This is a genomic window from Klebsiella quasivariicola (genome assembly GCF_002269255.1).
GTDB classification, from domain to species: domain Bacteria; phylum Pseudomonadota; class Gammaproteobacteria; order Enterobacterales; family Enterobacteriaceae; genus Klebsiella; species Klebsiella quasivariicola.
This window is the reverse complement of the sequence record NZ_CP022823.1, coordinates 2,905,673-2,918,717: the sequence shown is the minus strand read 5'-3', so window position 1 is coordinate 2,918,717 and position 13,045 is coordinate 2,905,673. Positions and strand designations below refer to the sequence as shown.

General features: G+C 54.6%; 15 protein-coding genes. 9 read left to right on the top strand and 6 right to left on the bottom strand.

Annotated features, from left to right (window positions below; translation table 11 throughout):
• Positions 1-50: 50 nt before the first annotated feature.
• Positions 51-761: a YnfC family lipoprotein gene (locus tag B8P98_RS14590; RefSeq protein WP_025712261.1), complete on the top strand. Its 711-nt coding sequence runs from the start codon at positions 51-53 to the stop codon at positions 759-761.
• Here the strand turns inward: B8P98_RS14590 and speG are convergent.
• Positions 755-1,315: a spermidine N1-acetyltransferase gene (gene speG, locus B8P98_RS14585; protein WP_025712260.1), complete on the bottom strand. Its 561-nt coding sequence runs from the start codon at positions 1,313-1,315 to the stop codon at positions 755-757. The genes B8P98_RS14590 and speG overlap by 7 nt on opposite strands.
• 78 nt (positions 1,316-1,393) lie before the next feature.
• Positions 1,394-1,735 carry a DUF1283 family protein gene (locus tag B8P98_RS14580; protein ID WP_004206035.1) on the bottom strand — a complete coding sequence of 114 codons (342 nt, stop codon included), beginning with the start codon at positions 1,733-1,735 and terminating at the stop codon, positions 1,394-1,396.
• 108 nt (positions 1,736-1,843) lie between these two features.
• Between B8P98_RS14580 and B8P98_RS14575 the strand changes: the two genes are divergently transcribed.
• The 4 genes from B8P98_RS14575 to B8P98_RS14560 all read left to right on the top strand — a co-directional run bounded on the left by B8P98_RS14575 (position 1,844) and on the right by B8P98_RS14560 (position 6,031).
• Complete coding sequence (locus B8P98_RS14575; RefSeq protein ID WP_167382697.1) at positions 1,844-2,206, top strand: YnfA family protein; 363 nt, start codon at positions 1,844-1,846, stop codon at positions 2,204-2,206.
• Between the two features lie 112 nt (positions 2,207-2,318).
• Positions 2,319-3,602, top strand: a complete 1,284-nt coding sequence (locus B8P98_RS14570) for an MFS transporter (RefSeq protein ID WP_095033158.1) — start codon at positions 2,319-2,321, stop codon at positions 3,600-3,602.
• 267 nt (positions 3,603-3,869) lie between these two features.
• On the top strand, positions 3,870-5,333 hold the full coding sequence (locus B8P98_RS14565) for a mannitol dehydrogenase family protein (protein WP_087805612.1): 1,464 nt from the start codon (positions 3,870-3,872) through the stop codon (positions 5,331-5,333).
• 266 nt (positions 5,334-5,599) lie between these two features.
• The gene (locus B8P98_RS14560) at positions 5,600-6,031 is read left to right on the top strand and encodes a universal stress protein (RefSeq protein ID WP_008805007.1); all 432 of its coding nucleotides are present in this window, start codon (positions 5,600-5,602) and stop codon (positions 6,029-6,031) included.
• A gap of 48 nt (positions 6,032-6,079) precedes the next feature.
• Here B8P98_RS14560 and B8P98_RS14555 read toward each other — a convergent pair whose 3' ends face one another.
• Complete coding sequence (locus B8P98_RS14555; RefSeq protein WP_025712255.1) at positions 6,080-6,766, bottom strand: GntR family transcriptional regulator; 687 nt, start codon at positions 6,764-6,766, stop codon at positions 6,080-6,082.
• Between the two features lie 91 nt (positions 6,767-6,857).
• The gene (gene ydfG, locus B8P98_RS14550; RefSeq protein WP_025712254.1) at positions 6,858-7,607 is read right to left on the bottom strand and encodes a bifunctional NADP-dependent 3-hydroxy acid dehydrogenase/3-hydroxypropionate dehydrogenase YdfG; all 750 of its coding nucleotides are present in this window, start codon (positions 7,605-7,607) and stop codon (positions 6,858-6,860) included.
• A 130-nt stretch (positions 7,608-7,737) separates the two neighbouring features.
• On the opposite strand from ydfG, the gene dcp reads away from it, so the two are divergent.
• Together dcp and B8P98_RS32025 are read left to right on the top strand one after the other, a co-directional pair.
• Positions 7,738-9,783, top strand: a complete 2,046-nt coding sequence (dcp, locus tag B8P98_RS14545) for a peptidyl-dipeptidase Dcp (RefSeq protein WP_025712253.1) — start codon at positions 7,738-7,740, stop codon at positions 9,781-9,783.
• Between the two features lie 335 nt (positions 9,784-10,118).
• Entirely contained in the window at positions 10,119-10,241 is a 123-nt protein-coding gene (locus B8P98_RS32025; RefSeq protein ID WP_042929298.1) for a small membrane protein, read from the top strand.
• On the opposite strand, the gene B8P98_RS14540 is transcribed toward B8P98_RS32025, so the two are convergent.
• Together B8P98_RS14540 and B8P98_RS31900 are read right to left on the bottom strand one after the other, a co-directional pair.
• A complete protein-coding gene (locus B8P98_RS14540; protein ID WP_080897401.1) occupies positions 10,238-10,867 on the bottom strand; it encodes a response regulator transcription factor in 630 nt (209 codons plus the stop codon). The two genes, B8P98_RS32025 and B8P98_RS14540, sit on opposite strands and share 4 nt — an antisense overlap.
• A gap of 421 nt (positions 10,868-11,288) precedes the next feature.
• Positions 11,289-11,393 (bottom strand): YnaM/YnfT family protein, encoded by a 105-nt coding sequence (locus tag B8P98_RS31900; protein WP_275763443.1) that lies wholly within the window; start codon positions 11,391-11,393, stop codon positions 11,289-11,291.
• 491 nt (positions 11,394-11,884) lie between these two features.
• Here B8P98_RS31900 and B8P98_RS14530 point away from each other — a divergent pair, with 491 nt between their 5' ends.
• Together B8P98_RS14530 and B8P98_RS14525 are read left to right on the top strand one after the other, a co-directional pair.
• A complete protein-coding gene (locus B8P98_RS14530) occupies positions 11,885-12,358 on the top strand; it encodes an Hsp20 family protein (RefSeq protein ID WP_042929297.1) in 474 nt (157 codons plus the stop codon).
• Between the two features lie 158 nt (positions 12,359-12,516).
• On the top strand, positions 12,517-13,029 hold the full coding sequence (locus B8P98_RS14525; protein WP_025712250.1) for a 2-oxo-tetronate isomerase: 513 nt from the start codon (positions 12,517-12,519) through the stop codon (positions 13,027-13,029).
• Positions 13,030-13,045: the final 16 nt, after the last annotated feature.

Here is a 13,045-nt window from a genome sequence, read left to right as displayed (position 1 = left end):
AAACAATTGTATTTGCTAATATGATCGGATGTACACAAAAGGAATCGCCTGTGAAAAGATTGTATTGGCTGATCCCGGCAGCGCTGCTGCTGACGGCGTGCGACCGCCAAAGCGCTCCGGAAGCCTTCACCCCGGAGATGGCGAGTTTTTCCAATGAATTTGAGTTCGATCCGCTGCGTGGGCCGGTGAAAGATTTCAGCCAGACGCTACTGGATGAACACGATGTGGTGGTAAAAAAGGTAAGCGCTCAGCTGTCAAAAGAGGGGTGTTTTGATCTCCTGACCCTGGAAGATAGGGAGAACAATACCGGCGCCACGCTGCTGCTGGACGCCAACTATTATGTCGATGGACGCACCCACGAGAAGCGGCTACGGTTGCAGGGCAAGTGTCAACTGGCAGAGATGCCCGCCGCCGGGGTGATCTGGGAGACGGATGAGAACGGTTTTATTATTAGCGCCCGCGGCAAAGAGACCACCGCCACCTATCGTTATGACAGCGATGGCTATCCGCTGGGAAAAACCACCACTGCCAAAGAAGAGCAATTTACCGTTGCCTCCACGCCGTCGAAGGACCCTCGCAAGAAAATGGACTATACCGCCATTAGCACCTTCAACGAACGCACGCTGGGCACGGTGCGCCAGACCTGCGACTACGATCGCCACGACAATCCGCTGAGCTGTGAACTGCAGGTTATCGATGAAAGCGTGCAGCCGCCGCTGACCCGCCACTACACGATTAAAAACCGCATCGACTATTACTGAGCCGTCGGCTTCAGCAGAGAGGGGCCGGGTGTTTTGTGCTCGGCCAGATACTGATGCTGGAACAGACACATGCGGATGGTGTTGCGGTACTCGCCGTTAATGAAAAACTCATGGATCAGTTCACCCTCGACCATAAAGCCGAGCTTGCGGTAAATATGGATCGCTTTTTCATTCTCTTTATCGACGATAAGATACAGCTTATACAGATTGAGCACGGTAAAGCCATAGTCCATGGCCAGCCGCGCGGCGCGTGTGGCGAGGCCTTTTCCCTGGAATTCGGGAGAGATGATGATCTGGAACTCGGCCCGGCGGTGCACATGGTTGATCTCAACCAGCTCGACCAGTCCGGCTTTATCGCCGTTGCATTCGATGACAAAGCGGCGCTCGCTTTGATCGTGAATATGTTTGTCGTAGAGATCGGAAAGTTCAACGAAGGCCTCATACGGCTCTTCAAACCAGTAGCGCATTACGCTGGCGTTGTTATCGAGCTGGTGGACAAAGCGCAAATCTTCGCGCTCAAGGGGGCGGAGTCTGACGTGTAGCGCGTCGGTCATGGGTAATCCTGTGGTTAAAGCTGAACAGAACAATAGGAAAGGCGGCGCCCGCAGGCGCCAGCGTTGTCAGGAGGCAGATCAGGGATTGATAGCCCGACCGGTGCGACGATCAAGGCAGCGCAGGGTGTTCGGCTCCCAGTAGGCGTTGACGTTGGCGCTTTTCTGGCAGTTATCCTGCGCGTCGAAAGCGACATCGGTTTTGTCCCACTCTTTTTCCGCCCGTTTATTTACTTTCTGGCGCAGGCTGCGGGTGTCGTTCCATTGCTCTTTTTCCATCGACGCCTGTTGACGGCTTTGCGCGCTGTCGCCAGATTCAATCACCAGCCGGTCGGTAGCGGCGAACGAGCTGGAGGTGTAGACCACGGCGCTTAACGCCAGAATGGCGGTCAGGCACCAGCGTTTGTTCAGTGTCATGTTCATCACGATTTCCTTTAAGTGATGGGTTAACCCTCAGGTTAAGTTTACTACAGCTCTTTTACCGGGCATAGCCGACAAAACAGCGTGGGGCAGGCGCCATTATCGCGTAGAATAGTTCAACGGCTGGTCTCTTTTACGAATCTTTTAATGCTCAAAACAACGCTGCTGTTCTTCGCTACTGCCCTGTGTGAAATCATCGGCTGTTATCTGCCATGGTTATGGTTAAAACGCGGGGCCACGCCGCTCTTGCTGATCCCCACCGCTCTGGCCCTGGCGCTCTTCGTCTGGCTCCTGACGCTCCATCCTGCCGCCAGCGGACGGGTGTATGCCGCTTACGGTGGGGTCTACGTCTGTACCGCATTGCTCTGGCTGCGGGTGGTGGACGGGGTCAAACTGAGCTTTTACGACTGGGCGGGGGCGGCCATCGCCCTGTGTGGGATGCTGATTATCGTGGCGGGCTGGGGACGGGCGTGAATCACCTGTGTGATCCCGGCCACCTTTTTTAACCCTGATTCTTGTATGGTAGTCGACCTGTTGCCTTACTTATCAGACATCATATTTGGTTATGACTCTGTAAGGAACAATGATGGCCATCGATACACTTACCGCCCATCCGGGCGCGACGCCCCTGCGCATTCGTCGGGTGCAGAAGATCACGTTAACGCTGTTATTTATCGCCGGTATCGTTAACTTTCTTGATCGCTCTTCGCTCAGTGTCGCCGGGGAGGCGATACGCGCCGATCTGGGGCTGAGCGCCACCGAGTTCGGGGTACTGCTCTCCGCCTTCTCGCTCTCCTACGGCTTTGCGCAACTGCCGTCTGGTATTTTGCTCGATCGCGTCGGGCCGCGGATTGTGCTGGGCGCCGGACTGATTTTCTGGTCTGCGATGCAGGCCCTGACCGGAATGGTCAATTCGTTTTCACATTTTATTTTGCTGCGCATTGGGCTCGGGATCGGCGAAGCGCCGTTTATGCCTGCCGGCGTGAAATCGATCAACGACTGGTATGCGCAAAGAGAGCGCGGCACGGCGGTAGGGATTTTTAACTCCTCGACGGTGCTGGGTCAGGCCATCGCACCGCCGGCCCTGGTCATTATGCAGCTGGCCTGGGGCTGGCGGATGATGTTTGTGGTGATTGGCTTAGCCGGGATCTTGGTCGGTCTGTGCTGGTATGTCGGCTACCGAAACCGCCGGCACTTCTCCCTGCAGGAGGAGGAGCAGCGCTATCTGGCCAGCGAGGAGGTGGCCCGCCCGGCGCTGAAGTTCAGTGAGTGGCTGGCGCTGTTCAAACGGCGCACCACCTGGGGGATGATCCTGGGCTTCTCCGGTGTGAACTACACCGGCTGGTTATATATCGCCTGGCTGCCCGGCTATTTGCAGGCGCAGCAAGGGTTAAGCCTGGCGCGCACCGGCTGGGTGGCGGCGATCCCGTTCCTTGCCGCGGCGGTGGGCATGTGGGTCAACGGCCTGGTGGTTGATGCCCTGGCGCGCAGAGGCTACGATCTGGCGAAGACCCGCAAAACGGCGATCGTTATCGGTCTGGTGCTGTCGGCGCTGGGGACCCTGCTGGTGGTGCAATCGTCCACCCCGACCCAGGCGGTCGCTTTCATCTCCATGGCGTTATTCTGCGTTCATTTCGCCGGGACCTCGGCCTGGGGACTGGTGCAGGTGCTGGTGGCGGAACACAAAGTGGCCTCGGTGGCAGCTATTCAGAACTTTGGCAGTTTTGTGTTTGCCTCGTTCGCGCCGATCGTCACCGGATGGGTAGTGGATACCACCCATTCTTTCAATCTGGCGCTGGTCATCGCCGCCGGGGTGACCTTTGCCGGAGCGCTCTGCTACTTCTTTATCGTCAGAACCCGCATTGACTAACGACACTCGTTAAGCCGTTAACAGCAGGCCCGCAGGGACGCGCGGCCGCCATGTTCTTCCCTTTCCGTTGCCTTTTACTACCCCGTCCCTGCGGTGAGGGTAGCCAGCCATGCCCGAAACATTATCAGGTAAGATCTTCTTGTATGGTAGTTGACAGAAATCAAAGATGTTATACCAATTGCGTGAGAAGGTGGGTGGCACAAAGGCATTCTCCTCGAGAGTTCTCCCCGAGAATGGTTGATGAGACACATAACAATGAGAGTCATCATGGAAAACACCCTCTTAACCGCTCGCGCCACGCTGCCTGGCTACGATCGCAGCGCACTGATCCCCCGTATTGTCCACCTTGGCTTTGGCGCGTTTCACCGTGCCCATCAGGCGGTGTACGCCGATATGCTGGCCAGCGACCACGGTAGCGACTGGGGCTATACCGAAGTGAATTTGATTGGTGGCGAACAACAAATCGCCGATCTGAAACAGCAGGACCTGCTGTTTACCGTAGCCGAAATGTCCGCCGACGCGTGGACGGCGCGCGTGGTCGGCGTCGTGAAGCAGGCCCTGCATGCGCAGGTCGACGGACTCGAAACGGTGCTGGCGGCGATGTGTGAGCCGCAGGTGGCCATTGTCTCCCTGACCATTACTGAGAAAGGCTATTGCCACTCTCCGGCCAGCGGTGAGTTGCAGCTCGATCATCCGCTGATCGTCGCCGATCTGCAGAACCCGCATCAGCCGAAATCGGCGCCGGGCGTGGTGGTGGAGGCCTTAGCTCGCCGTAAAAAAGCGGGCCTGCCTGCTTTTACCGTGATGTCCTGCGATAACATGCCGGAAAATGGCCACGTCATGCGCAACGTCGTCTGCGCCTACGCCCGGGCATTAGACGAGGATCTTGCCGCGTGGATTGCACAGAACGTGACCTTCCCGTCGACGATGGTGGACCGGATTGTCCCGGCCGTTACGCCGGAAACCCTCGATAAAATTGCACAGCTGACCGGGGTACGCGACCCGGCCGGGGTGGCCTGCGAACCCTTCCGTCAGTGGGTCATTGAGGATAATTTTGTTGCCGGGCGTCCGCAGTGGGAAAAAGCGGGGGCGGAACTGGTCGCTGACGTGGTGCCTTTCGAAGAGATGAAGCTGAGAATGCTCAATGGCAGCCATTCGTTCCTCGCTTATCTCGGCTATCTGGCCGGTTATCAGCATATTAACGACTGCATGCAGGACGACAACTACCGTCGTGCGGCGCTGTCGCTGATGCTGGACGAACAGGCGCCAACGCTGAAGGTGAAGGGGGTGGATCTCTCACGCTATGCCAGTTTGCTGATCGACCGTTACAGTAATCCGGCGCTGAAGCACCGTACCTGGCAGATTGCCATGGACGGCAGCCAGAAACTGCCGCAGAGGATGCTGGACTCGGTGCGCTGGCATCTGCTGCACCAGCGTGATTTTACGCTGCTGGCGCTGGGTGTGGCAGGGTGGATGCGCTACGTCGGCGGTGTTGACGATGCGGGTCAGGCAATCGAAATATGCGACCCGTTGCTGCCGGTTATCCAGCAGGCGGTGGCCGCGAGCGCCGATGGCGAAGCGCGAGTCAAAGCGCTGCTGGGCATTGAGGCGATTTTCGGCGTGGAACTGCCACAGGAAGCACGCTTTGTCGCGGCGGTGACCCGTGCCTACTTAGCGCTACAGCGGCAGGGGGCCAAAGCCACCGTTGCCGCCTGGGCCGAGGCGCAATAAGTATTTTCCGGTGTCGGCCTGGGGCCGACACCGGCTGTTCTGCTATTACTAGCACGTTCCGCTGATATTTCCTTTTTTTTGCTGTCGATCGCTTTTGCTGGGCGGAAAATATGATCGAACGCAATGTCTATACATAACTCTATATTTCCCTGATTTACTAAAGATAATTAGGCCTTATTTTTCCGAATAATGGCTGGTATTTCAGCGCCAGAATGGCATAGTTAAGTCATTGAAAAAGAACTTTCTCTGGAAAAGGAGTACGGGCCATGTATAAAAAAATTTTATTGCCTGTTGATGTCTTTGAAATGGATTTAAGTGACAAAGCAGTGCGTCACGCGGAATTCCTCGCCACTGCGGAAAACGGTGAAATCACATTGCTCAACGTGCTGCCGAACAGCAGTCGTTCGCTATTACGCGGCTTTACGGCGGATATTCGTAAATTCGAAGCCTATATGAAAGAAGAGTCGGAGAAAAAGATGCGCGAGGTAGCGCGACTGTTCGACATCCCGATGTCGCGGATCCATACCCGGGTGGTGTTTGGTAACGTGCGTGATGAAATTCTGGCTATCAGCAACAACGAAGAGTTCGATGTGATCGTGGTGGGCTCGCGCAAACCGGGCATTTCTACCCATCTGCTGGGCTCCAACGCCGAGTCCATTCTGCGCTACGCCAAAACGCCGGTGCTGGTGGTCAGATAACCCCCTCAGTCTCGACGGCTGCGAGCATCTTTCGCAGCCGTCTGAACGTTACTCTTCGCTAAACCAGTCGCGATTTTCCTGGCGGATCAGCAGTACGGATTCGCTGATTTCATGCAAATGGACATTCATCGCCTGTTCAACGGCGACGGCGTCGCGTTTTTCCAGCGCGCTGAAAATCTCATGGTGCTGACGCAAAAGCATCTCCGGAGAGGTGATATGGTCCAGGCTCATGTAGCGCACACGGTCAATTGCCGCTTTAATATTTTCTACGGTATCCCACGCCAGCTGACAGTCGGCAATAACTGACAGTTTCTGGTGAAATTCATCATCGAGCAGGAAAAAATCGTTTAATTGCTGCCGGTCGACGGCAATACGCTGCTGATGGAGATTCTGTTCCAGCTGATAAATTTGCTCATCGTTAATCATGCCCGCGGCACGGCGGACCACCGCGCACTCAATCGCCTGACGGACAAAGCAACCATTGCGTACTTGCGACAACGAAATTTTATTAACGTAGCTGCCGCGCTGGGGACGTATCTGGATAAGCCCGTTTTCCGCCAGCTTGATGAAGGCCTCGCGCACCGGCTGACGCGACACATCAAAACGCACGGAGACTTCTTTCTCCGACAGCGGCGTGCCTGGCGGGATCAGGCAGTGAACGATATCCCGACGAAGGATGCGGTAAATTTGCTGATTGACGGGTTGTGTCGGATTCAGTTGCGTTTCTGCGGCCATTGATGGTTACTTTTTAAGGGATTATGCGCACTATTTTACGCGTTTTTTGCGGTTCCGCCCATACCCGGCCCGCAGGCCGGGTGGCTGGCGGTTAGCCCTGACGGTGGACGCTGAGTCCGGCAAAGCTCTGGCTGACCGGCATCATTTCCAGGGTGTTAATGTTGACGTGTTTTGGCAGGGTGGCGACCCACCAGACCGCTTCAGTCACATCTTCCGGAGTCAGCGCTTCGGTGTTCTCGTAAGTTTTGCCGGCTTTGGCATCATCACCTTTAAAACGAACATTCGAGAACTCGGTGCCACCGACCAGACCTGGCTCGATGTCGGTGACGCGAACCGCGGTGCCGTGCAGGTCGGTGCGCAGATTGAGACTGAACTGGCGGACGAAGGCTTTGGTCGCGCCATAGACGTTGCCGCCAGCGTAAGGCCAGCTGCCCGCCGTGGAGCCGATATTGATGATATGCCCGCGATTGCGTTCCACCATTCCCGGCAGGACGGCGCGGGTCATATACACCAGCCCTTTATTATTTGTGTCGATCATATCTTCCCAGTCTTCTACGCTGGCGCGATGCGCTGGCTCCAGACCGAGCGCCAGGCCGGCGTTGTTTACCAGCACGTCAATCGCCTGCCATTCGGCGGGCAGGTTAGCGATCAGCGTCTCGATGGCGGCGCGGTTGCGGACGTCCAGTTGCGCAATATAAAGGTTATCGCCCAGTTCGTCTTTCAGCGTCTTCAGGCGCTCTTCGCGACGTCCGGTAGCAATCACTTTATGACCGTTAGCGATAAAACGGCGAGTAATACTTTCACCAAAACCGGCGGTGGCGCCGGTGACCATGATAATCATCTTACTGTTCCTCAACGCTTTTTGTGTTTTCATACCATAGCACGCGCAGACGGCGACCGGTAACGGAAATCATTGCGACCCCTTAAGGAGAAGCCTAATCTTACAGAATTAGCCTGTGCAGGAGAAAAAGATGTCTGAGCGTAACCCCTTTCTGAGCGTCAGTTTATTGCCTTACCAGGCGCCGCCGTTTGATCTGATCCAGGACAGTCACTATCGTCCGGCATTTGATGAGGGCGTCCGCCAGCAGCGCGCCGAGATCCGCGCTATTATCGACAATCCACAGCCGGCAAATTTTGCCAATACGCTTGAGGCATTGGAGCAGAGCGGGCAATTGCTGGCGCGGGTTACGCGAGTGTTTTTCGCCATGGCCGGCGCCCATACCAATCCGTTTATTCAGTCTCTGGATGAACAATTTTCCGCCGAGCTTGCCGAGCTGGGAAACGACATCTGGCTTAACGAGGCCTTATTTCAACGAGTCAATACCGTCTACCAGCAGCGCGATGCGCTGACGCTGGATAGCGAATCCCACCGTCTTCTGACCCAGACATGGCACCGTTTTGTTCACGCCGGGGCGACGCTGACGCCCGGGCAAAAGGCGGTACTACGCACGCTGAATACCGAAGCGGCCACGCTGCAAAGCCAGTTCCAGCAGCGACTGCTGGGAGCGGCTAAAAGCGGCGGCTTGGTCGTTGATTACCGGCATCAACTGGATGGCCTGACCGAAGAGGAGATGGCGGCGGCGGCAGACGCAGCGCGGGAAAGAGGGCTCAGCGACCGCTGGTTGTTGACGCTGACCAATACCACCCAGCAGCCGCTACTGCTTTCGCTGCGCGACCGGCAAACGCGGGAGAACCTCTTTAACGCCGGCTGGACCCGCAATCAGCAGGGCGATGAGCATGATACCCGTGGCCTGGTGCTGCGACTGGCGGCGATCCGCGCGCAGCAGGCGGAGCTGCTGGGGGCGGCCGATTACGCCAGCTGGGCGCTGACCGATCAAATGGCGGCTTCCCCGGCAGAGGCATTGACCTTTATGCGCCGGATCGCGCCGGCGGCGCGGGCGAGGGCGGAACGCGAGCTGGCGGACATCCAGCAGGTTATCGACAACGAAGGTGGCGAGTTTGACGCACAGGCATGGGACTGGCTTTATTACAGCGAGCAGGTGCGTCGGGCCGCCTTCGCCATCGATGACGCGCAGCTAAAACCTTATTTCTCCCTCGAGCGCGTATTGCATGACGGGGTATTCTGGACGGCCTCCCGGCTCTTTGGTATCCGCTTTGTCGAGCGCTTCGATATCCCGGTTTATCACCCGGATGTGCGGGTCTGGGAGATCTTCGATTGTAACGGTGAAGGTATGGCGCTGTTTTACGGCGACTATTATGCGCGGGATTCAAAAAGCGGTGGCGCGTGGATGGATGTGTTTGTCGAGCAGTCGACCCTGCAAGAGCAGCGACCGGTTATCTACAATGTGTGCAATTACGCCCGGCCGCAGACCGGGCAGAGCGCGCTACTGTCCTGGGATGAGGTGATCACCCTGTTCCATGAATTTGGTCATACCCTGCACGGGCTGTTTGCCAGCCAGCGCTACGCCAGCCTTGCCGGAACCAATACCCCGCGGGATTTTGTCGAGTTTCCGTCACAGATCTTCGAACACTGGGCCAGCCAGCCGCAGGTGTTTGCTCATTATGCGAAGCACTATCAGTCCGGTGAACCGATGCCGGAGGCGCTGCGCGACAATATGCTGCGTACCGCCACTTTCAATAAAGGGTACGACATGAGCGAACTGTTGGCTGCCGCACTGCTTGATATGCGCTGGCATAGCCTGTCGACCTCGGCGTTACCGGAAGACGTCGACGCGTTTGAGCAGAAGATATTGCGGGATGAACAGCTGGATCTGGCGGCAGTACCCCCGCGCTATCGCAGCAGCTACTTCTCTCACATCTTCGGCGGCGGCTATGCGGCTGGCTATTACGCCTATCTGTGGACGCAGATGCTGGCCGACGATGGTTATCAGTGGTTCGTGGAGCAGGGGGGATTGACCCGCGAGAACGGCCAGCGTTTCCGCGACGCGATTTTGTCACGCGGAAACAGTACTGATTTAGCGGAACTTTATCGCCAGTGGCGCGGGCACGATCCGCAAATTGAACCGATGCTGAAAAACCGCGGGTTGAGCGCGTAGCGGGATTTACGCCTGAAATGTAATCTGCAGCAACACCGCTCGCCGACAGGTCTACCTTCGGCAGCGGTGTTTTCGCCAGAGTGGCGCTATCCGTCGTGTCACGGTGGCTTTATCGCTTAGCTTTTAGCGTTACGTCTGATTTAACGCATTTTACGATTAATTTTTAAGACCTCAAACAGCCGCCGAAAGCTAAAAATAATGTCAGTTATTTTATTAACATTCGGAATTATCCTACAAGGCTTTACCTTTATCTTAAAGGCATGGCGTCGGGTTGTTTTTGAAAACTTATACCCCTTATTATCTCTGCAGTATCTTTATCTTTGGAAAGGTCATGCATGAGTAATTTTCTGTTATTAGTTCTCACTGTGGTGCTGTTGTTAATATCATTATTTTTTGGCCTTTCATATGTTAAGGAACGAAGAAAACTGAAGATGCGGTTTAACAAAACCCGTCGTTAGCGGTTTCTGCCCGAGGATAGCGCATGGGCGACGGATGAAAATATCGCAAGCTCTTGCCTGGTGTCGATTTGGAATTTTTTCATTATATTAATTTTATGTGAAAATACCGTTTTGTGGCTGATACCCAGCTCTTGCGCTATCTGCTGGTTGCTCATTCCCGTATTTATCGCGTCGATAATAAAAAGCTGTGACTTGGTCAATGTTAACCTCGGGCATTTAAGACAGCGGCGGCTGTCTGGTTCCGATTCGATAATTTTGGGCCTGATTAACTCCGCCAGACGATAAGCGATCAGCTTTTTAAGACTGTGTAGATCGGTATTTTTATTGATAAAAGTCGCATTCTGCAGACAAAGCGGTAGCCGGTCAGCGCGTACAAGTTCGGTTTTGGAAACAAAAATGAAAATACGGCTCTGACGAGGAGTTTTCTTGAATAATGGGTGGCATAGATAATGCTCGCCGCTTTCCATTTCAGTAAACAACATATCAACCAGATTAATGGTGTCAGGGCTGTAGGCGTGCAGTAAAAAGGGAGTGCAAATATTCTCTTCATTGGCGATTTCGAGAAGAAGTTCGCAAACCCCTCGTTTCAGGAAAATATTCTCAGTGTTAATTAAAAAATCAGGCATAGTGGTGGTAGACACAAAGTCAATAAATGTTGATGAGCTAATTTCCCAGCAGGCGTGCTTTATGGATATGGGATTAGGATATTTCTAATACACAGCAAAAGCAACAAGTCCAATTTTGGACCTGTTGTTCAATTATTATAATTATTCTTTTTGAATCATAGGGTTGTGAGTCATTGTTATGTTTAGGTTTTCAATAGTTTGGCACAAACTGCTTAAATTGCTTATTCAGCGCACATTAATTTTAGGTCCTGATAGATTAATTCAAGCAATACATTCACTATATGAATTGTTTTTTCAGAAAAAAAAGGTACAACCATGCTTCCTGAGTCAGCGTTGCCAGAATAAGGCGTGTGGTGGTTATTACGGGGAGAGAACATGTTTCGCCGCTGCAGAAGAGGGATGGCAACGGCGTGCCAAAGGATCAGTTATCCGGGTTGTTCGAGACGCTTTTCCACACCATTCCCAGGCCGAACAACATCGACGCGAGGAGGGCGAACAGACTGGTGGTGATAAAAATGCCGATCATAATGAGACCTCAATGAGTGCGTATGCATTCTGTTAGGCACGGGCTCACAAGAAAGGTTCCTTCCTGCTGCAGCTATATTTCCACCAGTGGTCCAGGCAGGCCGGGCACCCGGTCAATGGAGGCAATGCACCTTCGTTCGGCGATGTAAGTGGCCGACGTTTGTACGACGCTGCTCTGGTACTGGCACAGAGGCGCTGGGGGCCTGTAGCGTGTGGCGCTCGGGTTGTTGACAATACCCCCGACAGATTATATATACATGTCGCTTCTGTTTATTGAATGTTAAACAGCATCAGTTATGGGATGCAGAAGCGCTAACGCCCCCGCCGTCCGGCGGGGGTTATTTCAGGGCGTGGTGTATATAGCCACGTCGCTGGAAAGAAAAATTTTTATTTCCGCCCTTGAAAAATGCCCAATGGATATTATTTTATATAGCGGACAAGCAATGCTTGCCTTTATGTTGAGCTTTTGAATGGATATTCAGGAGGTTAATTATGGCACTCAAAACCTTGTCAGCACTCCCCGTTTTTGCTGATTCTCTTTTTGCCGATCGTTTTAACCGCATTGATCGCCTTTTCAGCCAGTTAACAGGCGACACGCCGGTGGGTACATTACCGGCTTATGATTTACAGAAAGTCGATGACAGCAATTTCCTGCTCAGCGTCAGCGTGCCTGGCTGGAAAGACGAGGAGCTGGAAATAGAAACCGTTGGGGGCAATCTGCATATTTCCGGCAAACGCCAGGAAACTGAACCCTCGACAGACAGCGGTGAACGCTGGATTTATAAAGGCATCCGCCGCGCTAATTTCCAGCTCAGTTTCTCTCTTCCTGAGCATGCCCAGATCAATCAGGCGCAGCTGGATAAGGGGATCTTAAAAATAGCCATTCACCAGGAGATCCCTGAGAGTGAAAAACCGCGCAAAATCGCCATCGAGAATCAGGGCCGGGTGATTGAACACAAGGTATGATTCGCTGTTTGCGTTGGGTAAATACTGTCAAGGCCCGCGGTGTTGCGGGCCTTTTTTATGGGGAGTGCGGCCTGCCAGGGGAGGAGAAACCCCGTATGCTATTCTGTTTACTGACGCTGTAAGGCTTTTATTCCTGTTACTGGCGGTGAGGACTCACAATGACTGACGAGAACGGAGACTATCTGAAAACCACCCAGGCGCTGACGGCAGAAGTGGCCCAGGCGCTGATCGCGCGCGGATGGCGACTGACGACAGCGGAATCCTGCACCGGGGGTAATCTGGCGGCCGCGCTCTGTGCGCAGGCGGATACTGCGGCCTTTTATGATACCGGCGTCGTGACCTTTAGCGATGAGGCCAAGCGTCATGTGCTGCAGGTTCGTGAGGAAACGCTGGCAGTCCACAGCGCCGTCAGCGAAGCCTGCGTCAAGGAGATGTCCGCCGGTATTCTGGAGATTGCCAGGGCCGATATTGCTATCGCCATTAGCGGCTATGCCGGCCCGGAAGGAGGAGAAGATGGTACTCCCGCTGGTACCGTATGGTTCGCGTGGAATTTTCGCGGCCAGACTGAAACCAAAAGGATGTGCTTTGCCGGCGACTGCGAGGCGGTGTTGGCGCAGGCAGTGCGTTACGCCCTGTCAGCGCTGGGTGAAAAGCTTCCCCACTGGCAGTGAAGCGCCCCGGCCCGGC

Coding starts and splice junctions, on each gene's coding strand:
- B8P98_RS14570 (WP_095033158.1), top strand. CDS start 2,319: ATGGCCATCGATACACTTACCGCCCATCCGGGCGCGACGCCCCTGCGC.
- B8P98_RS14565 (WP_087805612.1), top strand. CDS start 3,870: ATGGAAAACACCCTCTTAACCGCTCGCGCCACGCTGCCTGGCTACGAT.
- B8P98_RS14540 (WP_080897401.1), bottom strand. CDS start 10,867: ATGCCTGATTTTTTAATTAACACTGAGAATATTTTCCTGAAACGAGGG.
- speG (WP_025712260.1), bottom strand. CDS start 1,315: ATGACCGACGCGCTACACGTCAGACTCCGCCCCCTTGAGCGCGAAGAT.
- B8P98_RS14555 (WP_025712255.1), bottom strand. CDS start 6,766: ATGGCCGCAGAAACGCAACTGAATCCGACACAACCCGTCAATCAGCAA.
- dcp (WP_025712253.1), top strand. CDS start 7,738: ATGTCTGAGCGTAACCCCTTTCTGAGCGTCAGTTTATTGCCTTACCAG.
- B8P98_RS14560 (WP_008805007.1), top strand. CDS start 5,600: ATGTATAAAAAAATTTTATTGCCTGTTGATGTCTTTGAAATGGATTTA.
- B8P98_RS32025 (WP_042929298.1), top strand. CDS start 10,119: ATGAGTAATTTTCTGTTATTAGTTCTCACTGTGGTGCTGTTGTTAATA.
- B8P98_RS31900 (WP_275763443.1), bottom strand. CDS start 11,393: ATGATCGGCATTTTTATCACCACCAGTCTGTTCGCCCTCCTCGCGTCG.
- B8P98_RS14525 (WP_025712250.1), top strand. CDS start 12,517: ATGACTGACGAGAACGGAGACTATCTGAAAACCACCCAGGCGCTGACG.
- ydfG (WP_025712254.1), bottom strand. CDS start 7,607: ATGATTATCATGGTCACCGGCGCCACCGCCGGTTTTGGTGAAAGTATT.
- B8P98_RS14580 (WP_004206035.1), bottom strand. CDS start 1,735: ATGAACATGACACTGAACAAACGCTGGTGCCTGACCGCCATTCTGGCG.
- B8P98_RS14530 (WP_042929297.1), top strand. CDS start 11,885: ATGGCACTCAAAACCTTGTCAGCACTCCCCGTTTTTGCTGATTCTCTT.